The sequence below is a fragment of the Paenibacillus sp. LT-B23 genome (genome assembly GCF_059417685.1).
This window is the reverse complement of the sequence record NZ_JBSQBM010000001.1, coordinates 245648-270410: the sequence shown is the minus strand read 5'-3', so window position 1 is coordinate 270410 and position 24763 is coordinate 245648. Positions and strand designations below refer to the sequence as shown.

Below are 24763 nucleotides of genomic sequence, written 5' to 3'. Positions count from 1 at the left end.
GGTATCCTGTATACAATATTAAACCAAGTGGAAAAGAGGGATAACTGATGGCTGAAATCCTAATACGCAATACGAATGTACGAATTAGCGATGAAGACAAGGTACGTGAATTTTTGGAGAGCCAAGAGGTATTGTACGAGCATTGGGATGCTTCCAAGCTGGCCGGGGAGCTGCAAGAAAACTTTATCCTGACGGATGAGCAAAAAGCGGCTGTTCTAAGAACTTTTGAACCCGAAATCAAGGATTTAGCCGCCCGTCGCGGGTATAAAATATGGGATGTTATCACCTTGTCCGAAGCGACGCCAAATCTGGATGAGTTACTTGCCAAGTTTGAGCAAATTCATACGCATACTGAAGATGAAATTCGTGCTATTGTGGCAGGCAAAGGCATTTTCATCATTAAAGGCCCTGAAGAAATCGGTTATTTTAATGTTGAGCTTTCGCCGGGTGACGTTATTTCGGTACCAGAAAATATTCCTCACTTCTTCACCTTAATGGAAAATCAGAAGATCGTCGCAGTACGTTTGTTCATCGAAGAAAATGGCTGGATTGCCGAGCCGTTTGAAGATCCATCGTTTATTAAGGCATAATACTATAATAGCGAATTCATCCTAATGTGGATAAAGCAACTCCCTCTGCTCTGAGACACCTGAGCGGAGGGAGTTTTTTAACTTGTTACTATAAATAAGAGCCGAAAAGCACTTACTTAAACGATTGAATAATCCCATCCAATTCGGACAGATGCTTAATTTCGAACTTTGGCTTGATTTCTGTAGTATTGGTTTTGGCGTTTCGGTTCACCCATACGGAATGCACACCTGCCGCCAGAGCCCCTTGAATATCAGTCGTCAGCTTATCCCCCACCATTAAAGCATGTTCAGGCTCAATACCGAGAAGTCCCAAAGCATGCTGGAAAATAGACGGATCAGGCTTTCCTTTACCAAACGAACCTGAAATAACAACGTGATCAAAAAATGGAGCTAGCTGCGGAACCCCATCCAGCTTTTCCTGTTGTAGATCAGGGGAACCGTTTGTCAACAAAAGCAGCTTATACTGCCCTTTTAGCTGCTCCAGAATCTCAAACGTTTCTTCATAAACATGGGGGCGGGAGCGTCTTTCCAAGGCAAATTGGGTTGCCAGCTTTTGCGCCAACTCTTCATTATCAATCCCTAGCTTTTGAAGACCTCTACGCCAAGATTCCTTACGATAAGCAGGGGCCAGCTGTTCCAATTGCCGGAACTCAGGCTGCTCTCCTGCCGTAAAATTCGCCCACAATCCTTCAAACGGATTAATACCAATCAATTGAGTAAAACTAAAGGTTTCATAAGACTCATACAAAGCACGTGCTTCCTTGCGAGCTGCTTCTTCCAAAGCTTTCGGATCAACGCCTGCTTCCAGGGAACCTGTCTGGCACGCCGCGTCAAATGCCTCTTCTACGCTGCGCTCATCCCACAGAAGTGTATCATCAAGATCGAACATTACCGCCTGAATCGTCATCTGAATTATCCACTCTCTTTCCACTTTATATGTACGCTTGTTCTGCCTTGTTGCGTCTACAAGCATTCCAATCGGTATGTTCCCATATTAAGCAAGAGGCCGCGATGTGTTATATGAAATAACATCATGCGACCTTATTTACAGAGGCTACAGCCCACAGACAATTTAAACGATTCGTACCAAAGAAGTCGTTATTTTTTGTCTATTTGAACCTGATTAGATAGGGCAAACTTCTCAAGCCGCTCTGCAATGGCATCCGTATCATAACGGCCCAGTGATTTTGTGAAAATAAAATTGCCACCCTTACCTTTTCTTTCAACGGTTACGTAGCCCTTTTCAATCTTGATGGCTTTCATATCCTCTGCTGTCATTGGACGCTCTCTGCCACCCTTCAGCATATACAGCGTGCTCTTTCCAACCTTCAAATAAGGACGACGGATGAAAAAGATAACAGCCAGCATCAAATACAAACCGAATACAAGCCAGTCCATTCCCCGCATGCCAGTCTTAGTCAAAAAATAACTCATGAGCATGTACAAAACTGCAAGTCCAGCCAGCATGATTGGCACGGTAATATTACGCCCACGGAAAATATCCATTGCAGAACCGGCACCACTAATGGTTTGAATACCTTGCTTTTTACGCGATTTATTCAAATGCGCTGTGTTTTTGCGAACTTTTCTTTCAAATGACCGGGCCATCTCTCAATTCCCTTCCCATATATATTACGTCAAAATAATTTCCACCAATTCTAATCTATATAGATACCTAAAAAACGAAAAGCAAATTACGTGGGCTAAGCCGCTTCAGCAACATTAATGCGTCAGCCCACCATTTCCCTTCGATGTATCTTCGTCCACAATTTCAATCGTATCAAGTTGCTGCCGGAAATTACGGCGGATGTTATCCAAATAAATTTCCCGAAGATTGGCGCGCTCTACTGTTTCTTCTTCCGTCAATCCTTCGGCTTTTGCTTTGCGAGCCAATTCATTGATTCGCTGTACCAAGCTGTCTATATCCAAATTCTGTCCCCTCCATATAAGCAAAGATATAATACACTTTGACATGTAGAAAAGAGCTTGTCAAGGTTCCCTCATTACGTCCCCTGACAAGCTCTAATCGTGACAGATCAGAAATGCGGAAGCTTTAAAACCTGGCCTGCCTGCACTCCCCGATCTTCCAGTCCGTTAATCCGAACAATTCCTTCTATATATACCCGTGTATCCATTCGTTCCGGTTTATGATTGGAGGCAATCTGCCACAATGTATCCCCAGGTTGTACAATAAGTTTGGTCACCTCTTCATTCGAAACCAAAGGAGCCGCGAATACTGTCCGTACACCTGCACCTGCAATCCATGCCACAATAAGCAAAATGAGAAGTTTGGGCAGAAGGCTATTGGAAACGCTCTGTACAAGCTGCCCCCTTCTCTCATTTCGGACATTTTGCATCTTTTCTAAATTCATTGGAAAAATACTTTGGTATGTGCTATATTTCATCATTGGCTGCGTCCTCCAAACGTTTGTTCTTATGTTTTTTCACAATATAACACGAACGTTTGTTTTGTTCAATAGAAAAGAGAACAAAAGTTCGTAATTATTTTTAGGGATTATTTAGAACTTATGTTTGTACGAACGGAGGTTCTATGCTATAATTTTCCCAAACGTTACTAAATGGGGTTGATACGGTATGTCTAAGATTTCAAGCCGCCAGCAGGCCATTCTTGAATTTATCCGCAATGAAGTGCGTCTAAAGGGGTATCCCCCTTCTGTGCGCGAAATAGGTGAGGCTGTCGGATTGGCCTCCAGTTCTACGGTTCACGGTCACTTGGATCGTTTGGAGAAAAAGGGACTGATTCGTCGTGATCCAACGAAACCACGGGCTATCGAGTTACTCGGCCAAGACGAATCGGATAACAGCAACTTGATTAATTACTCTATTAGTCGTGTTCCGGTCGTCGGCAAAGTAACAGCTGGTCTGCCTATTACAGCAACAGAAAATATTGAAGATTACTTTCCTCTTCCCCAACATTTTGTTGGTGAGGATAAAATATTCATGTTATCTGTTGTAGGAGAAAGCATGATTGAGGCTGGTATTGCCAACGGAGACTATGTCATTGTACGTCAGCAGCAGACAGCCGATAACGGCGATATTGTCGTCGCCATGACGGACGAGGACGAAGCTACTGTTAAAACTTTTTACAAGGAAAAAGATCATATCCGACTTCAACCGGAAAATCCGGCCTTTGAACCGCTTCGTCTGACGCACGTCAGTATTTTGGGCAAGGTTGTAGGACTCTTCCGGGACTTCCACTGATTTTTCATTTTTCAGCCTCGTTATTCTTTTCGCTACAACAAAACCGGCTGCCCATAGCAAGCCGGTTTTGTATTGATCTTATGTACATAGAATCTACCTCACTACTATCCCTTTCCCTTTTGATAACCCATGGATTAATCGGTATATATCTGCAATCTGCAATTACTGTTCTGCTTATTGGCGGGTCAAAAATAACTTTGTAATTATTTTAGATAAATATGGTATATTAATATTTATAGTTTTATTAAGGAGAGATTAAATGAAAAAAATTATAATTTCAGTGTTTATAGTGACTTTTATCGTAATAGGTTTTACAGGTCCAACAATGGATTATGTGTATGCTAAGGAGAATTCAACCAGAACAACCTTTGATCGCATTCATTACATACAAATAATTATCCATTTTAAATCATTGGAAAAGCAACTTGAAGCTGTAATTTCCGAAAGAAATAACTTCCCAGAGGACAGTCCAGAATATAAAGAGCTTTCTGAACAAATGAATCACATTCTTGAGCAGGAAATATATTACCAGAAAAAACTTAAAGCCCTTTTATAGTAAGTAATATACTTCTCCCCATTTCTTATCTTCACTTTTTATCATTTTACTCATGCTGATCTGCTGTAACTTTCCCTACAACGTAAAGTTGGTAAGGATAAGGCAGGTAAGCATGAGTTTTTTTGCGTTCCTTACCTTTATACTTTATTAGTGTCTGAATATCAGGGTCATAGGTAATAGCTTCTTTTTGGTATTAATAGATTTATGCTGATACATAGTTAGTGCTACTGACATATGAATAAAGTAGACCTTAGCAAAGGAGATATGCAGATGATCAAAAATAGAGTCAAAACGTATAAGCATCGTATTGGTAAGAACAAATTTCTGGTCGTAAAAGTCTTTCAAGCCGCTGCTGCCCAAACAAGAAGCGGTAACGCACTAGCCACCAATGCATTGAACATTAAAATTTCCAAGCGCAACCGTAAGCGGAATCATAAACGCTTCTAAGATTCATCGTACCTTCTTTTCCTGTGAAAGGAGGTGATATCATGTGTAAAAAACATTTCAAACGTCATGTGAGAAGAAGAGGATTATCGATCCGTTCAAATCAGAGAGCCATTGCGCGCGCTAGAGGTAATGCACTGGCTGTTAATCTGTTTAGCGTAAATGATAGACAACGCAGACGTTAAAGATCATTTTTAAGCGGGAAGGATTTCTTCCCGCTTTTTTTGCGCCACGGTATACACCATCCCACAATACGATCAGTGTGTTTCTTCTGCAATGGTTAACTCCTTCATCTCTTGGTACGAAGCAAAACAGGCCGGGTCAGGCACAGCATCTTATGCCATTGACAAGCATGCCAATAATAAAGGACCCTTTAGCAGCCGGAAGGACTTTATCATTTTCAACAGAATTTTAACATTTGAAGTAAGCGAATATTCATCCAGATACATACGAAAAGGAACCACACTGGTATCGAATTCATCTCCATACGAATCCTTCACGAAAATCTCTGCAATAGTATTGTTTCGCGGGGGCAATTTGGGGCAAACCTCATGATATTGCTTAACTCCCCCCTGCTCCCCACATAATTAAAAATCCCTCAACGCTTAGAGCGTCAAGGGTTTCCACGTTTTAGTAAAGCGCCAGATATTGATCACGTCCCCATTGATACACTTGGGTACGATACAAAAGCGCAAAATACTGTTCAGATTTCAACATGCTTTTTCACTTAGTCCACTATACACTAACCCCCTCGATCACTCCATTTTCAATAAAGGTATCTAATGACCTACCATAAAGAACCTCTCCCAAGTGTGTCATTAAAAAGTGGTTTTCTGTCGAGTCTATATCCTGTATACTCTCCATGCAAGCCTTAAAAGTATATTTTGGTATGGGGTGAAAAATGGCTGCATTCATTTCCCAAATCATTGCTGGAAAAAAGTTGTTTTCTTATGAGCATACTATGAGCGCTTCCCTGATACCTAATGGCAACATGGAAGATCTACATGATTGACTGTTGCTTAGGCAAACGGAGGGAGAAAATCTCACATCTCCTTTCCTATAGTTAGGCATCAAACCTCTTATATATACTAAATCCCAAAAATCAGGGACATTAACAACATAAATTCAGGCGCTGAAGTGTTTCATATTTCGGCATTATAGGACAATTATTTCCGACAAAAAAAGCCACTATGTAGTAGCGGCTCCTGTAAATATTATACTTGGGTTCATAATCCCCAATTCCTTTATAACTTCGTTATAGCGATGATAAGCAATAGGGCATCGCTGTGACAGCTTAGCTATTTCACACTCGAAGTAAGCGTCTTTGAAAATACCGTTCACAATTTTGACTTTTTCCACATTTAACGTTTTGCCTCTATCTACATTCAAAAATTTAAACCCGCTATTGTTAAGGAACGTTTCCCAATACTTTAGCGTCCCTGTCATATAGAAGATTTTATCGAACGTGTGAACCATGATTTGGTTCCTCTTACGACCTCTAGATATATAGAGAACCTTATTTATTGGTATGTTTTCTCCACCACTAATAGCCTCGGGATCTGTTGCTACCGTTAGGTTTAACAATTTAATCACACCCCACTTATTTTAACAACTCTTCCGGTGGCTCGGGATTATGAATCCAGGATAAACTCGCTGTACTCACAGAAGCAACTGCGAGAGTAGTTAATAGAACAGCAACATTGTAGTACATACTAATCTTTAATTTACTGAATTTAGGATTCTTCATTTCTTCACAACCTCCTCCTTATTAGTGTTAAGCTCTGAACAAAAAAACTAGCAGCTACTACCGGTAAAGCCAGCCACAAATTAAGGGCGATCAAGGCAACCCCACAAACTTTTAACAACGGGTAGTACCGCTTTGGTATACGAGTCTTCCCCTCTATCCGAGACGGACCATATAGCAAGACTAGTATAGTACTTAATATCGACGTAACAACAATTAAATTGTGGTTCAGATTTGCGAAGGATAAAGCGGTAAGTAAAACTGTAGATACAATAATGCACACCATACTACTTTTTAAATGTATCCCACCTACAACTTGGCGTAATAATGAAAAAGATAACATTGCCAATATAGCTCCCTGCACATGTCCTGTCAATAATGAAATCCCAATTGTTAACAAAATGATTGACGCTGTATTAATCACCACGGCTATTCCGTGCTTTAAAACATTTATAGAGGATGGATGATCTGGCACAACATTTTTTATATGTGTGGCAATATCAAGGGCGATGGAATCAAGGCTTTTTATAATACTCACGCTCCGTTTTTAACGCATAATACAGGAACATTCCAGATGCCAATGCTATAAATAATATGCTTAATGGAAAGTTATTAAAATAAAACATAAAAGTACAGGCAGCTAATACTCCGATTATTAAAAAAATAACCAGTACATGTTCCCATCTAAACCTTAGATTCTCGTAATCTGCTGTAAATCCAATGTTGAATTTATATAAAAACAACGATATAGCGAGTACCCATGCACTGGTTACGGCTTGCGCCAATGATCCCTCTGCTGAGGTCTGCATTTCTGTTGTTAATGTTCCAAAAAGCATCACTATAATTACCGCTTGGAATAACGTATACAAAAATGTGCCTGTAATGGAAATTATAGCAGACCAAATAACTGGTATATTTACAACAGTAGTTATAAGAAAAATGAACAATATAATGTTTATGGTTGGAGCAAAGAAAGATAAAGATGTTTCTTCTCTCAGAATGAAACTCTGTAAATTCATGATCAATCCAATAAATAATGCAGGCCATATATAATCTAAAGCCCTAAGTCTAAATATAGTTAACATTAAAACAAACGCCGCAAACGTTTCTATAGTTGAAAAAAGTAAGAACCGTATCGGCTCCCACATAACACATATCCCCTTCACGTAAATGGTAATAGATATCCTTTAATTCTATATTCGTTACTTGTTAGAGGCAATCCAATTACTAATTTAATTGGAATTATTTATGTATTATGTGAGGTAATTATTTTTACTTTGCCGAAACGATATTCTCCAGCTTAATCCAGCTAAGTTCATCACCGTGTCGTCGAACGGCTAAATACGGTCACGGAGACCTCACTGCGATTGCTGTGACAAATCTCCCTGACAAAACCTATTATTTTTGAAATAGTGTAGATACACGAAACAGCGCGAAGTAAGGAGAACCTATGACAACGACAAGGAAGAATAAGAAATCTTCGCAGGAGCGATCAGCCTCAGTCTGTACCTGCATCAATCTGCGCCGTTCCTCGATGGCTGTTACGCGACTGTATGACCAGTATCTGGCCCCGAGCGGACTCAATATTGGCCAATTCTCGCTGCTCAAGCACTTAATTGCGCTGGGACCGGCAAGTGTAAGTGAATTGGCACTGGAGATGAGGCTCGACCGGACCACGATTGTGCGCAATTTGAAGGCGCTGGAGCATAACGGGTATGTGGAGGATACATCCGCTGAGGGCAGTCGCAACCGTTGCCTTACTTTGACGGAGAGTGGAAGAACGATATATAACGACGCAGCAGAGTTTTGGGAGGAGGCGCAGCGTTTTTTGCAGGAGTCATTGGGAAACGGAGAGCTGCAGATACTGACCGCACTCTTATCCAAAATTGAAAATTTGGGTTTGTGATTAGCCGCCCTCTCATACATGAGGTGTTTTGCTCAATTCGTGTATATACACGAAAAAGATTGAAATGTTTATCGCGTATCAAGGCTAGAAATGTCTTTGGAATGCTATAATAGCGACCGTATTGCACTTGGGCATCGCTGGGCGGTCATCGGAGAAATACTGCCAGCTGTAGTAAGAGGTCAGTGATATACGTTAGCCCGTTACAAGGCTTCTGAAAGGAAGCTTTGCTGTGAACAAAAACCACGGAGAGGGATGTAGATAGGATGGTTGAATCCGTACCGGATATGAGAGAAATCGTCACCACCGAGATAAAGGCCTATGTGAGCAAAGACAAAGGCAATGTATGTGAAGAACTGCAGAGTCCTTATTACGAGGAGCCGATTATTCAATTTGCCAAGGCCGATGATCCTTTGTTTGAGGAGTACAAAAGAGTGGTGGGGCCCGACCACGCCACGCCGCAGGAAGCATTTGAACGTTCATTTGGAATGGGGAGTTTTGATGGAAGCACCGTTATCAGCGTTGTGCTACCGATCAGCGAGACGATCCGCAAGGCTAATCGTGCGCAAAAAGATAGAGCCTCAAGGGAATGGGCGCTGCTGCGGACCTTCGGCGATGAATATTTTGTACAGTCTGCGAGGCAGCATTTGACGGGATACTTAACAGGCCTTGGTTACCGTGCGGTTGCCCCGCTGGATACGGATTGGTACAGCATCCATAGCGCCGCAGGAGGGCCGTTATCCAACTGGTCGGAGCGCCACATTGCATATGCTGCGGGTCTCGGCACCTTCAGTATCAATGACGGATTCATCACCGAAAAAGGAATTGCCATCCGCCTGCTGTCCGTGGTGACCGATCTCAAGGTGCCACCTGATGCCAGAGCATCTTCAGCCACAGGCCATACCGGAAACTGCCTGCTGTGCAGCAAGGGCATCTGCGGTGTATGCATTACCCGCTGCCCTGTTCAGGCCATCAGCAAGGAGGGCGGACATGACAAAATCGCCTGCATGAAATTTGTGTACGGCCAGGCATCGCGGGACTTTGCGGTGCTAAACGGCGGTGAGGCCAAATCGGGCGCCGGCTGCGGACTGTGCCAAACCAAGGTGCCTTGCGAGAGCAGGAATCCGATGCGGACCGTCCGGTGAATATGGAAACCTTGAGAACCGCCATTCTCAAGGTTTTTTAGTACAAAAGATCATGCAGTACTCCATCAGTCTTTAAATTGTGGATAAAGACGCTTTAACTTGATGCGGGCGTCGAGGTAGTAAACTGCCAATCGACTCCCGTTTGACTCTGATTGTGGGCCTGCTCCCAAACAGACAACTCGCTGGACAATTCCGCAATTGTTGGAACTCGACGTCTCTCCTGTTACTTTATTAACAATGTAAGGGGAACCCTGTCCTACTCAAAAAAACTCATACCAGTTAACCAACAGAGCCATTTACATCTACTCCAAATTCAAACTAACCCTTCATATAATATTTTCCGGTGACTTTGACTGACCTTGGTGAAAGCTTTTCTATAGTGTCTCCATAGTCTACAACCACTAACAACTCATCGCCCAACAGGACACTTCCACCCTTACCTATCCATTCACTTCGACATACCCACAGTACTACAACTCGAAGCTGGGGCAGAAATGAAATATGTACAGGAACGTTTGGGTCTCGGTAGCATTCAAATAACTTCGGACATCTTTGCAAATATATCTAAAAAAATAGAGATGAATAACATGGAGAAATATGAATCTTTTACTGAAAAGTTATTTCGATAATAAAAATTTTAGGAGCAGTGGGTAATAATTATAAAGTCTATCTATGGCTTCCCCACAAAACTAAAAATCCCTCAACACTTAGAGCGCCAAGGGATTCTATGTTTTAGTAAAGCGTCAGATATTGATCACGTTCCCATTGATGTACTTGGGTGCGATACATATCCCATTCAATTTCCTTAAGCTCGTAGAAGTAAGCCAACGCGTGGTCACCCAAAGCATCCGAGATAACTTCGCTTCGAATCAGCTCGGACAGAGCTTCCTTCAAGTCCGCAGGTAGGCTTGGAATACCCTCTTCAATCCGTTCTTCCTCAGACATAACATAGATGTTACGATCAATCGGAGCTGGCAAAGCCATTTGACGTTTGATGCCATCCAAACCGGCTCTCAGCATCACAGCCAGTGCCAGATAAGGGTTCGCAGCCGGGTCAGGATTACGAACTTCGACGCGGGTACTCAGACCACGAGATGCCGGAATTCGAATCATCGGACTACGATTACTGGCAGACCAGGCAACATAACAAGGAGCTTCATAACCCGGTACAAGACGTTTGTATGAATTCACCGTTGGATTCGTGATTGCTGCCATCGCCCGTGCATGCTTGAGAATACCAGCCATATAATGGCGGGCCGTCTGGCTCAGTCCGAGTTCATCTGATTCATCATAAAATACGTTTTCATTTTCCTTGAACAATGATTGGTTACAGTGCATACCGGAGCCATTCACGCCAAACAAAGGTTTTGGCATAAAGGTGGCGTGCAGACCGTGCTGACGTGCAATGGTCTTAACAACGAGCTTGAACGTTTGAATCTGATCGGCAGCTTTGACTGCATCTGCATATTTAAAGTCAATCTCATGCTGACCGGGTGCAACTTCATGATGGGACGCTTCAATTTCAAAGCCCATCTCTTCAAGCTTAAGAACAATTTCCCGACGGCAGTTTTCACCCAGATCCATCGGTGCCAAGTCAAAATATCCACCTTGGTCATTCAACTCTGTAGTCGGTTCGCCTTTTTCATCGGTTTTGAACAGAAAGAATTCAGGCTCAGGTCCGACATTCATCGAAGTATAGCCCATCTCTTCTGCTTCCTTAAGTACACGTTTCAAAATACCGCGCGGGTCTCCAGCAAAGGGGATTCCGTCCGGCTTATAAATATCGCAGATCAAACGAGCTACACGATCTGAGGTTACCCAAGGGAATACTACCCATGTATCCAGATCCGGGTATAAGTACATGTCAGATTCTTCAATGCGCACATAACCTTCAATGGAAGAACCGTCAAACATCATTTTGTTATCCAGCGCTTTTGGCAACTGGCTAACTGGAATTTCTACATTCTTGATCGTACCAAGCAAATCTGTAAACTGCAAACGAATAAAACGAACATTTTCTTCTTTGGCAATCCGAAGAATATCTTCTCTGGTATAACTCACACTAACCTCTCCCTTTCTGTAGCGACTATATACAAATTAGCTGTTCCGTAATTGTCTTAAATAAATGAGGTCTAGTCTTCAAGTAAAACGGTAGTATGCCAAAATGCAGGCTATACATTATCTCTTATTGAAAAAACGTGATAATTCACCTTGGATCAGGGATACCTGTCCTGGTCTTTTACCTGCCACAAGCTGTTGTTTCAGCAAGCGATGAAGCTGGGTATCGGACATTTCACGGCGTTTGACTTCCGTATCTGCAGTAATAACCGTCGCTTCTTCCGATTCCTTGGTGACCGGATTCATGACTTGTTTAATTCCCGCAATGTTAACACCCTTCTCAATCAACGCCTTGATTTCAAGCAAACGCTCTACATCATTAAAAGAAAAAAGACGTTGGTTACCCGACGTACGGGCAGGAACTATCAAGTTATGCTGTTCATAATAACGAATCTGACGTGCTGACAAGTCCGTTAGCTTCATGACAATACCTATTGGAAATAAGGCCATGTTTCTGCGAATTTCGTCGCCCATTTGTCATCAACCTTCCAGTGATCTATTCTCCACCTTATTGTACATTTAGCTGATGCAAAGTGTCAATGATATGTTAGAAAAACTCACAATAATTTACGTTCTTTCATCGTTTGCAGGGCCATCAGCACTCCATATTTCACATGAGAGTAGGTTAAGCCCCCTTGCATGTAACCAATATAGGGTTCACGAATCGGAGCATCTGCGGATAATTCCAGACTCCCTCCTTGTATAAAAGTGCCTGCGGCCATAATAACCGGATGCTCGTAGCCCGGCATATCCCACGGCTCCGGTACCACATGGCTATCCACGGCGGCGGCACGCTGAATTCCTTGAACAAAAGCAATTAAATGCTCAGGTCCGCTAAAAGAAATGGCCTGAATCAAATCAGTGCGCTCCTCATGCCAGGCAGGTTTTGTTTCAAAGCCCATTTCCTCAAAGACCACAGCCGCAAAAATACTTCCTTTAACCGCTTGACCAACCAATGTTGGGGCGAGAAATAATCCCTGAAAGATGCCTCTCGTAGTACCTAACATAGCTCCTACTTCTCCACCTATTCCAGGTGCAGTTAAGCGGTAGGCCGCCAGTTCCACATACTCTTGTTTACCACAAATATATCCTCCCGTTTCGGCAATGCCGCCGCCGGGATTTTTAATTAGTGAACCTGCCATCAAATCGACACCGACCTGAGTAGGCTCCAGCTTTTCGGTAAATTCACCATAGCAATTATCCACAAAGACAATAACGTCAGGTTTAATCGCCTTTACACGGGCTGTCATTTCCTCGATATCTGCCACACTAAAGGAAGCTCTCCAATCATAGCCACGTGAACGCTGGATACCAATCACCTTCGTATTGGCATGGATTGCAGCCTCCACCGCTGTCCAATCTACTTTACCTTCGGCTGTCAGTGCAGTTTCTCGATAAGTAATGCCAAAATCCTGCAATGACCCGGTCCCGTCGCCGGGCTTGCCGATCACTTTGTGAAGCGTGTCATACGGTTGCCCCGTAATATACAACAGTTCATCACCCGGACGTAGAACGCCGAATAAAGCAATTGAAATCGTATGCGTTCCCGAGGCAAAATGCGGACGTACCAGTGCCGACTCGGCACCGAACACATCGGCGTAGACCTCTTCCAGTACCTCACGCCCCCGGTCATTGTACGCATATCCCGTAGACCCAGCAAAATGAAAATCGCTCACTTGCTTCCGCTGAAATGCCTGAATAACCTTCCACTGATTTGCATCTACAATATGATCTATACGCTGTAGCCGTTCCTGTATTTTACGCTCTGCTGTTTCCTGAATATGTTGGATTTCTGGACTAAAAACTACCATTTTACCTTTCTAACCCTCTCTCTTACGCAGCCTTAGACTATTGATGTTATACTATCGTTTGCTTTGAATGATGTGCATTATCATTGAATTGACCTAAAAACGTCATCAGATGTTAACCTTCTGTGAAGTCCTTAAGGGCATGACCATATTTTTCATACTCGCCTCGTTGAACTTCTACCTCATAAATGACATCATTGCCATCATACTCAGTCACAAGTACATCCCCGATCCGATAAAGGACTGATGTCAGGTCCCCACGGTCTGCCGGTATGCGGAATCTCAGTGTATCTCCGCTCAGATGCTCCTGTATCAGCTCCCGAAGACGCAACAGATCACTTTCGTCAAATGAGCTAATTTTCAAATAGCCATCGCCGGAAGGTAGCATTTCCAGTTGCTCAGGAGTACAAGCGTCCTTTTTATTAAACAATACGATCTGAGGCTTGTCCGCAGCCCCCAGTTGCTGCAAAATCGTTTCCACGACTTTCATCTGTTCGTCACGCATATCCGAAGAAGCATCCACCACGTGTAAAATAAGATGCGCCTCATTCACTTCCTCCAGAGTAGCGCGGAAAGAAGCAACCAAATCATGGGGCAGATTTTGAATAAAACCAACTGTATCTGTAAGAATAATCTCTTTACCGCTCGGGAGTTCCATCGTTCTGGAGGTAGGGTCCAGTGTCGCAAACAGTTGGTTCTCAATATATACATCAGCCGCCGTCAGTTGCTTTAACAGCGTTGATTTACCCGCATTCGTGTAGCCAACAAGCGCTACCTGCACAATACCACTCTTTTGTCTGCGCTCTCTGTGCAAATAACGATGACGGGTCACTTCCTCCAACTGACGTTTCAAATCGCTGATACGATCACGGATGTGACGGCGATCTGTCTCCAGCTTGCTTTCACCGGGACCACGTGTTCCGATACCGCCGCCGAGTCGTGACAGATTTTTGCCGTGACCAGACAAACGGGGTAACAAATAGGACAACTGCGCCAGCTCAACCTGAATAATACCTTCCCGTGTTTTCGCACGTTGGGCAAAAATGTCCAGAATGAGCTGCGTACGGTCGATAATTTTGAGATCCAGACTTTCTTCCAGATTACGCACCTGAGCCCCCGACAGCTCCTGATCAAAAATAGCCGTATTCGCACCCAATTCCTCGGCAGCCGCACGCAGCTCTTCTACCTTACCTTTGCCGATAAACCATTTGGAATCCTTTGCTTCCTTGTTCTGGGTCAAAACGCTAAGCACTTCAACACCAGCCGTCTCAGCCAGCTTCACGAGTTCATTCAGAGAGTATTCTGTATTGATGCCAGAACGTTTGACTTCATCCGTAATCAGACTGACCAGTACCGCCTTATCCTGCATTTCGGTTTGTGTATCATAAGTGGAGTTCGCCATATTGTTTGCTCCTTTATTTTCCATGTTAACTCTCGCACAGAGACCGACCTGATATTCAGGCCGGCCCCCGTTTGATGTTATACAATTTGATGTGATTCAGATTTCTATTATCGCCTATCTTTTGTCCATTTTCAAATCCTCAGGACGCAGCGTCATCAGTTCCTGCTTTCCCGGCTGCCCGCTCCTGTATTGATTGAGCAACCGTACAGCCTGATGCCGAATCGCTTTTTCGATCACATTGCGGACATAACGCGCATTGCTGAAAGCATGAAGACTGTCGTTGCGTTCATTCAACAGATGCTCTTTCATTTTGAGTATGGACTGGGGCATGAGAATATAATCCCGTTCTTTGGCCATCATTTCGGAAATTTGGATAAGCTGATCCACGGTATAGTCTGGAAAATCAAGCTGGATGGGAAAACGGGAAGGCAAGCCTGGATTTGTACGCAAAAAGAAGTCCATCTCACCCGAGTATCCGGCAAGGATCAAAATAAATTGATTTTTCTGATCCTCCATGGATTTTACTAAGGTATCAATAGCTTCCTTTCCAAAATCCTTTTCTCCTCCCCGCGCCAAACTGTATGCCTCATCAATAAACAGCACTCCACCCAGAGACTTCTTGACCAGATCCCGCGTTTTTTGCGCTGTATGCCCAATATACTCGCCTACCAAATCAGCCCTTTCCACCTCAATCAGATGGCCTTTGCTCAGTACCCCCATTTTTTGCAGCATTTTAGCGATAATGCGGGCTACCGTTGTTTTACCCGTACCCGGGTTCCCTTTGAAAATCATGTGGTATACGTGCGCATTACTCAACAGTCCCGCATCAGTACGCATATGGGCAATTTGCAAAAATGCATATACTTCAAATACCAGTTCTTTGATGTTATCCAGACCGACGAGATGATCGAGTTCCTTCTGAATTTCCTGATAGAGACTAAGATACTGCGGTAATGCCTGCGACTTGGTCGAAGTTGCTGCATCCGTCTCGTCAACATTTACCGAAGCTATCGGCTCCGGGCTACGCAGCACGACATTGATTTGCCTGGAAGGTCTCTCCTCCGTCCGCTTGCCCGCGGCGATTCCCCGTCCGTTCATGCATCCATCACCTCAACATTTCTTCAGGCACAGCTTACCCTACTAATGTATTCGGCCCGGCATGTCCTTATTAGCACAAAAGCGACGAAAGCTTACGCAGAAGCATTTTGTATATGGAGATGAGACCTTTATGGAAAAACGATGCACATTTCAGGACATCCAGGTTTGGGCACCAAGCCACCACCGTTGCAGCGTCCATTTGGTGTAAGCCAGCACCTCTCTTGACTGGTGAAGCGGCATATTCAGCACTTTGGATTCCGCCAGAGCCATCTGGGGATGATCCAAATTCAAAAATCGGGCAATCTCCAGCGCCCGTGGACCATGATAGCTATGTGTAATAATCACGGTTGAGGTCCAACCATACTTCTTCATGATACGCTGGCTATATAACAGGTTTTCATAGGTGCTGGTCGCATGGTTTTCCAACACAATATGCTGCGCCGGAATACCTCTGTCGACCAAATAGCGTTGCATCCCCTCAGCTTCCGTATACGGGTAAGTTGGTTTGTCCAATCCTCCGCTTACAATCAGATGCTTCACTGTCCCGTTGCGGTATAGATGCAAGGCTTCGTTCAACCTCTCCTTCAGCCCCGGACTTGGCTCTGCTCCCCACATGGACGCCCCAAGTACAATACCTACCTGCGCCTGCTGAAGCGGAGTGGTAGAGGCTGCGTTATTCATATTCCAAAATCGAATACCCACCCATACCAAACCGATGATAAAGATGACCAGCAGACAAATCATAAGGCGTTTGGCTACTGTAAACTTTTTCTTCGGGCGGTTCAGCCTGCTTTTTAATTCAGATTCTTTTCGCCCAGTGCTTCTCATCCACTGCAAAACCTTCACCGATCCCTCTTAAAATCACCATTGTGAAACCATTCTTCCCGGTGTTTCAGCGACATTTTAAAATAGGGGAATGTATGGGCATCTATTCGTCGTAAAACGTCAGCAGCCGTACGATTAGCCAATTCTGCCTCCTGTGCCGAGATATGCCCGCGCTGTAACGCATCCTCCAGCTCATCCTCGTCCACCAAAAAGATTTCGCCATTTTTAAGTACCACCACATCCAAATACAAATCGTCAAACCAGGGAACTCCCTGATCGGTCACACCCTGATTACGGCAGGTATCAATATACCATTCCACAATCTGCTCCCGATTGTCGAACATAGCAGTCACAACATAATGCTCACCCTTCGGATAATATTGCAACCAGGAATAAGCTTTATCCGCTATGCAAAACGTATGACCGCCGTAGCTTTTCCATAACGGCTCCTTGAGACTCAAAATGGTATACAAGGTCACATATCCTGTAAACACGTCACTTTCCACATACCGGCAAGCAAACTTGCGGTTCGTTATTCTGCGCCAGTTGGCCCGGTCTCCGAATTTGCGCTTCATAAATGATGTTCCTCTCCAACATTGGTAAAACCAGCTTACCATATTTAAACTGTACACTCAAAAATAACACTCTTCATCACAGCAAAAAAGGTATTCTCAGACCATGAAATGGTCCGAAAATACCTTTGGTTTGAGACAAATTCAACTTGCGTACAACATATGCCTTCTAATTTCGATTGCGATGTCCACGATTGGAGTTCGGCTGACCGTTGGAATTGGTTTCCTGACTTCCATCCGTTGTGGTTCCTGTGGTAGGTGAATCCGTGTTATCCGGATTCACCGTTGTATCACTATTGAAGGTACCTGCATCCGGTGTTGTTGTCTGGCCATTCCCCTGATTCGGGTCACTTCCGGTGCCAGAGCTGCCAGTATTATTGCCTGTACCGCTAGTGTCTCCAGGAGTCGTCGGAACCTGTCCCGGGCTGGTGCTATTATCGTTACCTCCAGGGAATGTATTCCCCTGATCGGTGCCGTTCTGACCATCTGTAGTCCCGCTGTTATCCGGTAATGTTCCATTCTGATTCGGATCGGTTCCCTGCTGAGGATCCACCGGAGTGGTTTCTGCCGGAATTTCCACTCGGATTGTATTCGATGGACCAGATTCCTTACCATCCGCTCCATAAGCCGTTACATAATAATCATACTTGGCTCCGGCTAATGGAGACGTATCTTCACCACTCGTGCCTTTCATCGCCTCCATAATCGCCGTAAAGCCAGCTTCGGAAGCCTCTTTGCGATACACACGGTATTGCACATTATCTCCCGCCGCGGCATTCCAGGACAGCGATACAATTTGGGTGTCCTGACTATAAGACCCGCTCAGTCCGCTTGGAGCGGTAGCCTGAACCGGCTCATCTGGCTTCTGCTCAACTGGTGGTTCATATCCCTTCGGCTGGCTGAATTGCGTAACCGGGTGCCCCTTGAGGGCTTCACCCATGACCCTTCCGAAAAAGGCTGCCGACTGCCCACTGTAGTTTCTCAGCATATGCTTGCTGTCCGGCTTATCATAGCCCATCCATACCGCACCAGTATATTCCGGCGTATAACCAACAAACCAGATATCACGGTTGCCACTGTTACCGCTAATTCCACTCTGGGTGGTACCCGTTTTACCGGCTACAGGCCAATCAATACGGGCTTTACGACCAGTACCGCTATTGACGACATTTTGCATCATCTGCGTCATTTCATAAGCTGTTTTCTCGCTCATTACGGTTTTAAATTCTTCTTTGTGAGTGTAAACCGTTTTGTCATCACTATCATTAATTTGCTTGATGGAATAAGCCTTTTGGAACTGTCCGTTATTGGCAAAAGAACTGTACGCCTGTGCCATTTCAAGGGTATTTGTTCCTTTGCTTAATCCACCCAAAGCGATAGCGAGCGAGTGATCATTTTTGTCCATCGGAATTCCTACGCTCTCTGCGAATTGAACTCCTTTTTCCACACCAATTTGGTTCAGCAGCCATACTGGCGGGATATTTTCAGACTTGGTAATCGCATCAGTCATACTGATGGTCGAAGAGTAACCGTGCAAGTTTTTCGGGCTGTACCCGTTAAAACTCTGTCGCTCATTACTCAATGGTGTATCCATTGTAAATTTGCCAGATTCGAGAGCCGGCGCATACGCCGCAATAGGTTTAAAGGCCGAGCCTGGCTGTCTACGGCTTTGTGTTGCACGGTTAAAGGTTCCCTTTTTGTAATCCCGTCCGGGTGCCATCGCGGCAATTCCGCCCGTCTGGTTGTTGATGATGACCATGGAACCCTGAACAGGCTGATCGTCCGGACTTTTTTCGAACATACTATCATCCGCCATCGCCTGATCCAGCGCATTTTGGGCCTGAGCATCCATCGTCGTATGAATTTTATATCCGCCAACGATCAAGTCGTCTCCGCTGACTTCTGGCAGGGCTTCCTCCGCCTCATTCATCACATATTCCATAAAATTCTGATACTTTTGAACTTTTTCCGGCTGCTTATAATTATAATCTACAGCCTTGGCTTCTTCCATTTCCTGCTTGCCGATCATTCCCTGCTCGAACATCAACTGGAGAACCACTGCACGTCGTTCCTTTGAGTTTTCCGGATTACTAATTGGATTATATTTGGAAGGCCCTTTTGGAATAGCTGCCAATGTAGCGATCTGCCATAACTTTAATTCATTTAAGTCTGACACTCCAAAATAACCTTCCGACGCCGCCTTGATACCAGAGTAAGAGCGACCAAACCAAATACGGTTCAGATAAAGCGTAATAATTTGTTCTTTATTCAAATTCCGCTCCAGGGCCATCGCAATGGATACTTCGGTCGCTTTACGGAAAAAGGTCTTGTCACGCGTCAAAAACAGGTTTTTCGCCAACTGCTGGGTCAGCGTACTGCCGCCCTCAACTGCCGAACGGGCTACGATGTCCTTAACAGCCGCCCGGCCAATGGACCAAATATCGACACCCTGATGCTCATAAAACCGTTTATCCTCAGTTGCCACAAAGGCCTTTTTCAGCAGGTCTGGTATTTCTTTACTTGTGACAGGATCACTTTTTTGTACGGATAGCTCGCCCATGAGCACACCGTTACGATCGTAAACCTTCGATGTCTCATTCACTGTAATTTTGTCTTGATTGGCCTTATAGATTTTTTCACCATTAACCATGACAAACAAATATCCACCAAGCGCGCAAAATATGGCTAACGCCGCCGTAATAAACAGTGTCCATCCAATTTGCTTACCTGTAATTTTCTTTTTCTTGCCCTTCGGCTTCTCTTTAGGTGTGTTTCTATTGCGATTGCCGGATCTGGACAATGAATCGTTTGGCATTCCCCTGACTCCCTTTCGCGAATAATCATATGTTGCCGAAAGTATATATAGCTTGCTGTCGGCATCATGAAAGCAAACGGAATGAAAAGAACAACCCTGTTCAGGTTGCTCCCGGTCACATTCCTATACGGTTAGACGAGACGGACGCTTGAAAAGTTTCATCAACCCGGGCGACCGTCAGGCCGTAATCAGTTATCGCTTGCGTTATCCTGTTGCTGCACAAGCGACACATTGCGCTGCGGTGTAAAAGTGGAAATAGCATGCTTGTAGATCAACTGTTGCTTTCCATCCGAGTCGATAACAATTGTGAAGTTGTCAAATGCTTTAATCGTTCCCCGCACCTGAAATCCATTGATCAGGTACACCGTTACCGGTATAGAATCCTTGCGCAATTGATTCAGAAACGTATCTTGGATATTAATGGACTTGTTCATTTTAGCCGTACCCCCAATAATCATTTGGATTGTTTTGAAGTATATTCAAGGTCTGTCCGGAACTTTCCTGCTATAATTTCGTGTATTCGGGCTGCATGAGCAGAAAAATTTCCGAAATCGGTGACATCTACCCACTGGATATCCTTCATATGGCGAAACCACGAGAGCTGTCGCTTCGCAAAATGACGCGTATCCCGTTTTAGCCAAGTCACCGCCTCTTCCAAAGACACCTCTCCTCGCAGGTAGGAGGATATCTCTTTATAGCCTAGACCTTGCATGGAGATGGCATCGCTTCGCACTCCCCGTTCCATTAAGGAGGTTACCTCAGCAACAAGCCCTTGATCGAGCATCCCGTCAATTCGGTCTTCAATACGTTTATATAGCATTTGCCTATCCATTGTCAAACCTACGATGCATAGCTGATAAGGAGATTCCTTTTTTTGATTGGCCAATTGTGAGCTAAGAGTCGTTCCGCTAACATGATAAATTTCCAATGCTCGAACGACTCGGCGACGATCATTGGGATGCAGACGACGTGCACTTTCGGGATCAACCGCCTGTAGTCGCGCATGAAGCGCCTCGGCTCCAAATTGCTCGGCATAATCAAGCTGTTCCTGACGAAAAGCTTCATCAGCTCCAACCTCAGAAAACTGGTATTCATAGCAGACAGACTCCACATACAAACCAGTCCCACCTACGATAAACGGTAGTTTTCCTCTGGCATGAATATCCGGTATAAGGCGACGGCAATCTTCCTGAAATGCAGCTACCGAATATGGGTATTCCGGCTCATGAATATCAATCAAATGGTGCTTAATTCCTTCCATTTCCTGTTCGGAAATTTTGGCAGTTCCAATATCCATATGACGATACACCTGCATGGAATCTCCGGAAATAATTTCCCCGTCAAATTGCCGTGCCATCTCGATGCTTAATTTTGTCTTGCCGACCGCTGTCGGGCCAACAAGAACAAGTAGTTTAGGCTTAGATGCCGCTGTCAATATCAATCACTCCGTACACTGTTTTCGTTGTGCCCCGTTGCTCCACACGGAAGCCGAGGCGGGCAAATTCCCCGCTGCCCCGTTTTTCCTTCAATACAATTGTTTTCCTTGCAATCCGTTTTGCCTGAGCAATACTTTCCTCATCCAGCGCATCCGGGTTAGCCAACCCTCTCAATGGACCGATGGCACTGGAATCGAGCAACGGATCACGAAACATCGGGTCAAAATAGATAATATCCACACTGCGATCCGACAAGCTCCGCAAATAGTCCAAATGATGACCAAAACGAACATCAATGCCGGAAAATGCCGCATCTACCGCTGCGTTACCGGAACGGTAATGCCTCATTCCATCCTTGATTAAAGCATAGACAGGAAAAGAACTTTCCACCGCAATTACTTGTCCAGAGCTTCCTGTTCCAATTGCAAACAGGAGGGAATCCGTTCCGAGTCCTGCGGTGCAATCCAGCACGGTGTCCCCCGGAACGAGCCGAGCGGCGGTCAACATCGGATCAGGCTCCCCTTTCAACACCCGCTTGGCGCGGATGAAGCCCATACTTGGGTGAAAAGTCATCGGTGGTTGTTCCGGACTAATCAGCCTCACCCCGCCTTGCACTAGCACCAGCGCCTGACGAACTTTATGAGCAGCAGTCAGCCTTGCTACCGATATACCACGACGGGGGGCATATAGCACCCCCAGCTCGGCTGCAAGCATTTCCGCCCGCTGCACAACCTCAGCCGAGGGAGAATCCCCCGTCGTCACCAGTAAATCGGCTTGTTCCTTCCGAAGCCTTGTCTGCCTTTCTTCTTCATGGTTTTCCCGATCCTGCAACATATATAAACTCCCTTACATTACTCTTTTAAACAGCTTCTCCAAATCATATGTGGAAAAGGATACAACGATAGGTCGCCCATGCGGGCAGGTGTACGGCTGTCTGCACGCCGCCAAACGCTCCAGTAATACGACAGCCTGTCGGTCAGTCAGCTTCTGGTTCGCTTTAATCGAAGCCCGACAGGAGCACATGATCGAGGCTGCCTCCCGTAGCTTAGCAAGATCAATTGCTTTTTCATCCAGTACCCATCCTGCCATCTCCTCAATAACATCCGCTTCTTCCCCTTGAGGAAGCCAGTAAGGATAAGAGCTAACCCGGAAGGTTTGACCACCAAAATGCTCCAAATACACTCCCGCCTGCTCAAACCAGTGTAGCCTTGTTTTCAGCTTTTCCGTCTCTGAAGGCGTAAACTCTAATGTAATCGGCAGCAGTAGCTCCTGCGATACGGCCTCGGGATTTCCAAATTTCTCATAATAAAATTCGTAGTTAACCCGTTCATGCGCAGCATGCTGGTCAATTAAATACAGCCCCTGATCGTTCTGCGCAATCAAATAGGTTCCATGGTGCTGACCGATTAAATTTAGCTCAGGAAAAGCGGGCAGTTCGGGAGCCTCACCCGATACCACCGCCAACTGCTCTGCATTCAGTCGTGACTGACGTGGCTTCTGATCCGTGAAATAGCGGGAATCCACAGCGTTTCCTGCACCCGGTGAAGCAGAAGACCGATAAGCCACAGAAGCAGCCGCTTCCTGTACTCCGCCGCTATACAAGGAAGATGAGCCCGATCCGGCTCTACTTCCTTGTATTTCTTGAGTATCGGGCGTCTGCCCGGCAGCACCATCAGGCAATGGAGCGCTCCCTCTAACGCCATTTCCATCGTTTCCATCCACAAAATCTGCATCTAGCTCTTCGTCACTGACACGTTGCCCAGAAGGCGGGTTCACCCAACCAATGACAGGGAGCCTCTCCCTATCTTGACGTTGCTCACGATCCGCCCCATGCCCACGGTTCTCCTCATTTCCATCCAACCGAATAGATTGGCGAGGGTCACGGCCCTCTGGGTAAGCTCCGGTAAGCGGCTGCGCCTCCACTCGGCTCTCGCCAGCAGAAGAATTTCCTTCCATACCGTTTCCCTTCGAGAAATGAAACTGCTCCTGCACAAACGAGCCGCTATCCTTGCCGCCGATTTCGCGCTTGACTGCCTTCGGAATCAGCACCTGCTGTCCTAGAACAGCTTTTACCGAATCCTCAATCAACTGAAACAGCTCTGCTTCTTTGCTGAAACGCACCTCCAGCTTGGCGGGATGAACGTTAACATCCACCAGTGAAGGATGCATCTCCAACTGGATCACAGCCAGCGGAAAACGATTGATCGGCAGCAGCGTATGATACGCCTTAAGCAACGCCTGATTCAGTCCATAGCTGCGCACAAAGCGTCCATTCACAACCGTCGAGATGGCGTTTCGATTCGATCTGGTCCACTCCGGGCGGCTGACGTAGCCGCTAATACGATAATCGAGACTTTCTCCTTCCAGCAGCAGCATGGATTTGGCCGCAGAAGTTCCGTAAACAGCAGCAATCACCTGAAGCAAATCACCATTACCCAGCGTTTGAAGCAGTGTATTCCCGTTATGTCGTAAAGTGAAGGCAACTTCCGGGTGCGAAAGCGCCATTCGGTAAAGCACATCCGAAATGTGCCCCAGCTCCGTCTGGATCGTTTTCATATATTTCAGTCTTGCAGGTGTATTATAAAACAGCTCCCGGACGGTAAAATCCGTCCCTTGCCGGGCGGCTGCATCCTCGTGCAGTACCAGCTTGCCGCCCTCAATAATCAATTTGCGGGCACGTCCGTCATCTGCGGCTGCTGTGAGCAGCTCCACTTTCGATACAGCCGCAATACTCGGCAGCGCTTCTCCACGGAAGCCCAGGCTCGTGATCTGGAACAGATCGCGTCCATGTCCGATTTTGCTTGTCGCATGCCGATAGAACGCCGTTTCCACATCTTCAGGCTCAATGCCACTGCCATTATCCGTCACCCGGATGCTTTGCAGCCCGCCTTCTTCCACCCATACATCTACGCGCGTACCGCCCGCATCAATCGCATTTTCCACCAGTTCCTTCACGACGGAGGCTGGACGTTCCACAACCTCACCGGCAGCAATCTGGTTGGCAATATGCTCATCCAGTACCCGAATTTTAGACATCCTTTTAACCTCCCCCTGACCTCAAAGTGTGATGAAAAACTAGAAATAT

The 24763-nt window shown here is 45.4% G+C and carries 26 protein-coding genes and 2 pseudogenes; 8 read left to right on the top strand and 20 right to left on the bottom strand.

The window, feature by feature from the left end:
• Positions 1-47: 47 nt before the first annotated feature.
• Positions 48-590 (top strand): 1,2-dihydroxy-3-keto-5-methylthiopentene dioxygenase, encoded by a 543-nt coding sequence (locus tag ACWXW9_RS01285; protein WP_494927926.1) that lies wholly within the window; start codon positions 48-50, stop codon positions 588-590.
• A gap of 112 nt (positions 591-702) precedes the next feature.
• Here ACWXW9_RS01285 and ACWXW9_RS01280 read toward each other — a convergent pair whose 3' ends face one another.
• The 4 genes from ACWXW9_RS01280 to ACWXW9_RS01265 form a co-directional block, all read right to left on the bottom strand.
• Positions 703-1497, bottom strand: coding sequence for an HAD family hydrolase (locus ACWXW9_RS01280; RefSeq protein ID WP_494928153.1), 795 nt, complete (start codon positions 1495-1497; stop codon positions 703-705).
• A gap of 191 nt (positions 1498-1688) precedes the next feature.
• On the bottom strand, positions 1689-2198 hold the full coding sequence (locus ACWXW9_RS01275) for a hypothetical protein (protein WP_025685282.1): 510 nt from the start codon (positions 2196-2198) through the stop codon (positions 1689-1691).
• A gap of 114 nt (positions 2199-2312) precedes the next feature.
• The gene (locus tag ACWXW9_RS01270) at positions 2313-2519 is read right to left on the bottom strand and encodes a DUF896 domain-containing protein (protein WP_025685283.1); all 207 of its coding nucleotides are present in this window, start codon (positions 2517-2519) and stop codon (positions 2313-2315) included.
• Between the two features lie 107 nt (positions 2520-2626).
• A complete protein-coding gene (locus ACWXW9_RS01265) occupies positions 2627-2995 on the bottom strand; it encodes a LysM peptidoglycan-binding domain-containing protein (protein WP_494928152.1) in 369 nt (122 codons plus the stop codon).
• Positions 2996-3185: 190 nt separating this feature from the next.
• On the opposite strand from ACWXW9_RS01265, the gene lexA reads away from it, so the two are divergent.
• From lexA to ACWXW9_RS01245, 4 genes and pseudogenes are all read left to right on the top strand, one after another.
• On the top strand, positions 3186-3812 hold the full coding sequence (lexA, locus tag ACWXW9_RS01260; protein ID WP_013310545.1) for a transcriptional repressor LexA: 627 nt from the start codon (positions 3186-3188) through the stop codon (positions 3810-3812).
• A 259-nt stretch (positions 3813-4071) separates the two neighbouring features.
• Positions 4072-4368 (top strand): hypothetical protein, encoded by a 297-nt coding sequence (locus ACWXW9_RS01255; RefSeq protein WP_494927925.1) that lies wholly within the window; start codon positions 4072-4074, stop codon positions 4366-4368.
• Positions 4369-4638: 270 nt separating this feature from the next.
• Complete coding sequence (locus ACWXW9_RS01250) at positions 4639-4815, top strand: hypothetical protein (protein ID WP_494927924.1); 177 nt, start codon at positions 4639-4641, stop codon at positions 4813-4815.
• Positions 4816-5076: 261 nt separating this feature from the next.
• A pseudogene (locus tag ACWXW9_RS01245) lies at positions 5077-5250 on the top strand (ran-binding protein 10); the annotation flags it as partial.
• A 750-nt stretch (positions 5251-6000) separates the two neighbouring features.
• On the opposite strand, the gene ACWXW9_RS01240 reads toward ACWXW9_RS01245, so the two are convergent.
• Genes ACWXW9_RS01240 through ACWXW9_RS01225 form a run of 4 tightly spaced genes read right to left on the bottom strand, consistent with a single transcriptional unit; the run spans position 6001 to position 7704 of the window.
• Entirely contained in the window at positions 6001-6405 is a 405-nt protein-coding gene (locus tag ACWXW9_RS01240; protein ID WP_494927923.1) for a LytTR family transcriptional regulator DNA-binding domain-containing protein, read from the bottom strand.
• 7 nt (positions 6406-6412) lie between these two features.
• Positions 6413-6559, bottom strand: a complete 147-nt coding sequence (locus ACWXW9_RS01235) for a cyclic lactone autoinducer peptide (protein ID WP_494927922.1) — start codon at positions 6557-6559, stop codon at positions 6413-6415.
• 4 nt (positions 6560-6563) lie between these two features.
• A complete protein-coding gene (locus ACWXW9_RS01230; RefSeq protein WP_494927921.1) occupies positions 6564-7094 on the bottom strand; it encodes an accessory gene regulator B family protein in 531 nt (176 codons plus the stop codon).
• Positions 7072-7704 carry a hypothetical protein gene (locus ACWXW9_RS01225; protein ID WP_494927920.1) on the bottom strand — a complete coding sequence of 211 codons (633 nt, stop codon included), beginning with the start codon at positions 7702-7704 and terminating at the stop codon, positions 7072-7074. The genes ACWXW9_RS01230 and ACWXW9_RS01225 overlap by 23 nt, the downstream gene beginning before the upstream one ends.
• Positions 7705-8006: 302 nt before the next feature.
• Between ACWXW9_RS01225 and ACWXW9_RS01220 the strand changes: the two genes are divergently transcribed.
• From ACWXW9_RS01220 to ACWXW9_RS01210, 3 genes and pseudogenes are all read left to right on the top strand, one after another.
• Positions 8007-8462, top strand: a complete 456-nt coding sequence (locus ACWXW9_RS01220; RefSeq protein ID WP_494927919.1) for a MarR family winged helix-turn-helix transcriptional regulator — start codon at positions 8007-8009, stop codon at positions 8460-8462.
• 263 nt (positions 8463-8725) lie between these two features.
• Positions 8726-9604: a (Fe-S)-binding protein gene (locus ACWXW9_RS01215; protein WP_494927918.1), complete on the top strand. Its 879-nt coding sequence runs from the start codon at positions 8726-8728 to the stop codon at positions 9602-9604.
• A 427-nt stretch (positions 9605-10031) separates the two neighbouring features.
• A pseudogene (locus ACWXW9_RS01210) lies at positions 10032-10233 on the top strand (site-specific integrase); the annotation flags it as partial.
• A 103-nt stretch (positions 10234-10336) separates the two neighbouring features.
• Here the strand turns inward: ACWXW9_RS01210 and glnA are convergent.
• The 12 genes from glnA to mutL all read right to left on the bottom strand — a co-directional run bounded on the left by glnA (position 10337) and on the right by mutL (position 24714).
• Positions 10337-11665: a type I glutamate--ammonia ligase gene (gene glnA / locus ACWXW9_RS01205; RefSeq protein ID WP_494927917.1), complete on the bottom strand. Its 1329-nt coding sequence runs from the start codon at positions 11663-11665 to the stop codon at positions 10337-10339.
• Positions 11666-11782: 117 nt separating this feature from the next.
• On the bottom strand, positions 11783-12196 hold the full coding sequence (locus ACWXW9_RS01200; RefSeq protein WP_007430683.1) for a MerR family transcriptional regulator: 414 nt from the start codon (positions 12194-12196) through the stop codon (positions 11783-11785).
• Between the two features lie 83 nt (positions 12197-12279).
• Entirely contained in the window at positions 12280-13533 is a 1254-nt protein-coding gene (locus tag ACWXW9_RS01195; RefSeq protein ID WP_494927916.1) for a methionine gamma-lyase family protein, read from the bottom strand.
• A 112-nt stretch (positions 13534-13645) separates the two neighbouring features.
• Positions 13646-14932 carry a GTPase HflX gene (gene hflX / locus ACWXW9_RS01190; RefSeq protein ID WP_494927915.1) on the bottom strand — a complete coding sequence of 429 codons (1287 nt, stop codon included), beginning with the start codon at positions 14930-14932 and terminating at the stop codon, positions 13646-13648.
• Positions 14933-15046: 114 nt separating this feature from the next.
• A complete protein-coding gene (locus ACWXW9_RS01185; protein WP_025684039.1) occupies positions 15047-16030 on the bottom strand; it encodes an AAA family ATPase in 984 nt (327 codons plus the stop codon).
• 150 nt (positions 16031-16180) lie between these two features.
• Complete coding sequence (locus tag ACWXW9_RS01180; RefSeq protein WP_494927914.1) at positions 16181-16876, bottom strand: YdcF family protein; 696 nt, start codon at positions 16874-16876, stop codon at positions 16181-16183.
• Positions 16873-17430 carry a ribonuclease FAU-1 family protein gene (locus ACWXW9_RS01175; RefSeq protein WP_494927913.1) on the bottom strand — a complete coding sequence of 186 codons (558 nt, stop codon included), beginning with the start codon at positions 17428-17430 and terminating at the stop codon, positions 16873-16875. The genes ACWXW9_RS01180 and ACWXW9_RS01175 overlap by 4 nt, the downstream gene beginning before the upstream one ends.
• 166 nt (positions 17431-17596) lie before the next feature.
• Complete coding sequence (locus tag ACWXW9_RS01170; protein ID WP_494927912.1) at positions 17597-20242, bottom strand: PBP1A family penicillin-binding protein; 2646 nt, start codon at positions 20240-20242, stop codon at positions 17597-17599.
• 188 nt (positions 20243-20430) lie between these two features.
• The gene (hfq, locus tag ACWXW9_RS01165; protein ID WP_023989043.1) at positions 20431-20676 is read right to left on the bottom strand and encodes an RNA chaperone Hfq; all 246 of its coding nucleotides are present in this window, start codon (positions 20674-20676) and stop codon (positions 20431-20433) included.
• A gap of 20 nt (positions 20677-20696) precedes the next feature.
• Positions 20697-21677, bottom strand: a complete 981-nt coding sequence (gene miaA, locus ACWXW9_RS01160) for a tRNA (adenosine(37)-N6)-dimethylallyltransferase MiaA (RefSeq protein WP_494927911.1) — start codon at positions 21675-21677, stop codon at positions 20697-20699.
• Complete coding sequence (locus ACWXW9_RS01155) at positions 21661-22512, bottom strand: class I SAM-dependent methyltransferase (RefSeq protein ID WP_494927910.1); 852 nt, start codon at positions 22510-22512, stop codon at positions 21661-21663. The genes miaA and ACWXW9_RS01155 overlap by 17 nt, the downstream gene beginning before the upstream one ends.
• Positions 22513-22524: 12 nt before the next feature.
• Positions 22525-24714 carry a DNA mismatch repair endonuclease MutL gene (gene mutL / locus ACWXW9_RS01150; RefSeq protein ID WP_494927909.1) on the bottom strand — a complete coding sequence of 730 codons (2190 nt, stop codon included), beginning with the start codon at positions 24712-24714 and terminating at the stop codon, positions 22525-22527.
• Positions 24715-24763: the final 49 nt, after the last annotated feature.

Bases quoted from the DNA above. Each gene is read 5' to 3' on its own strand.
- ACWXW9_RS01285 (WP_494927926.1), top strand. From the start codon at position 48: ATGGCTGAAATCCTAATACGCAATACGAATGTACGAATTAGCGATGAA.
- ACWXW9_RS01280 (WP_494928153.1), bottom strand. From the start codon at position 1,497: ATGACGATTCAGGCGGTAATGTTCGATCTTGATGATACACTTCTGTGG.
- ACWXW9_RS01275 (WP_025685282.1), bottom strand. From the start codon at position 2,198: ATGGCCCGGTCATTTGAAAGAAAAGTTCGCAAAAACACAGCGCATTTG.
- ACWXW9_RS01265 (WP_494928152.1), bottom strand. From the start codon at position 2,995: ATGAAATATAGCACATACCAAAGTATTTTTCCAATGAATTTAGAAAAG.
- lexA (WP_013310545.1), top strand. From the start codon at position 3,186: ATGTCTAAGATTTCAAGCCGCCAGCAGGCCATTCTTGAATTTATCCGC.
- ACWXW9_RS01255 (WP_494927925.1), top strand. From the start codon at position 4,072: ATGAAAAAAATTATAATTTCAGTGTTTATAGTGACTTTTATCGTAATA.
- ACWXW9_RS01250 (WP_494927924.1), top strand. From the start codon at position 4,639: ATGATCAAAAATAGAGTCAAAACGTATAAGCATCGTATTGGTAAGAAC.
- ACWXW9_RS01235 (WP_494927922.1), bottom strand. From the start codon at position 6,559: ATGAAGAATCCTAAATTCAGTAAATTAAAGATTAGTATGTACTACAAT.
- ACWXW9_RS01225 (WP_494927920.1), bottom strand. From the start codon at position 7,704: ATGTGGGAGCCGATACGGTTCTTACTTTTTTCAACTATAGAAACGTTT.
- ACWXW9_RS01220 (WP_494927919.1), top strand. From the start codon at position 8,007: ATGACAACGACAAGGAAGAATAAGAAATCTTCGCAGGAGCGATCAGCC.
- ACWXW9_RS01215 (WP_494927918.1), top strand. From the start codon at position 8,726: ATGGTTGAATCCGTACCGGATATGAGAGAAATCGTCACCACCGAGATA.
- ACWXW9_RS01200 (WP_007430683.1), bottom strand. From the start codon at position 12,196: ATGGGCGACGAAATTCGCAGAAACATGGCCTTATTTCCAATAGGTATT.
- ACWXW9_RS01195 (WP_494927916.1), bottom strand. From the start codon at position 13,533: ATGGTAGTTTTTAGTCCAGAAATCCAACATATTCAGGAAACAGCAGAG.
- hflX (WP_494927915.1), bottom strand. From the start codon at position 14,932: ATGGCGAACTCCACTTATGATACACAAACCGAAATGCAGGATAAGGCG.
- ACWXW9_RS01185 (WP_025684039.1), bottom strand. From the start codon at position 16,030: ATGAACGGACGGGGAATCGCCGCGGGCAAGCGGACGGAGGAGAGACCT.
- ACWXW9_RS01175 (WP_494927913.1), bottom strand. From the start codon at position 17,430: ATGAAGCGCAAATTCGGAGACCGGGCCAACTGGCGCAGAATAACGAAC.
- ACWXW9_RS01170 (WP_494927912.1), bottom strand. From the start codon at position 20,242: ATGCCAAACGATTCATTGTCCAGATCCGGCAATCGCAATAGAAACACA.
- hfq (WP_023989043.1), bottom strand. From the start codon at position 20,676: ATGAACAAGTCCATTAATATCCAAGATACGTTTCTGAATCAATTGCGC.
- ACWXW9_RS01155 (WP_494927910.1), bottom strand. From the start codon at position 22,512: ATGTTGCAGGATCGGGAAAACCATGAAGAAGAAAGGCAGACAAGGCTT.
- mutL (WP_494927909.1), bottom strand. From the start codon at position 24,714: ATGTCTAAAATTCGGGTACTGGATGAGCATATTGCCAACCAGATTGCT.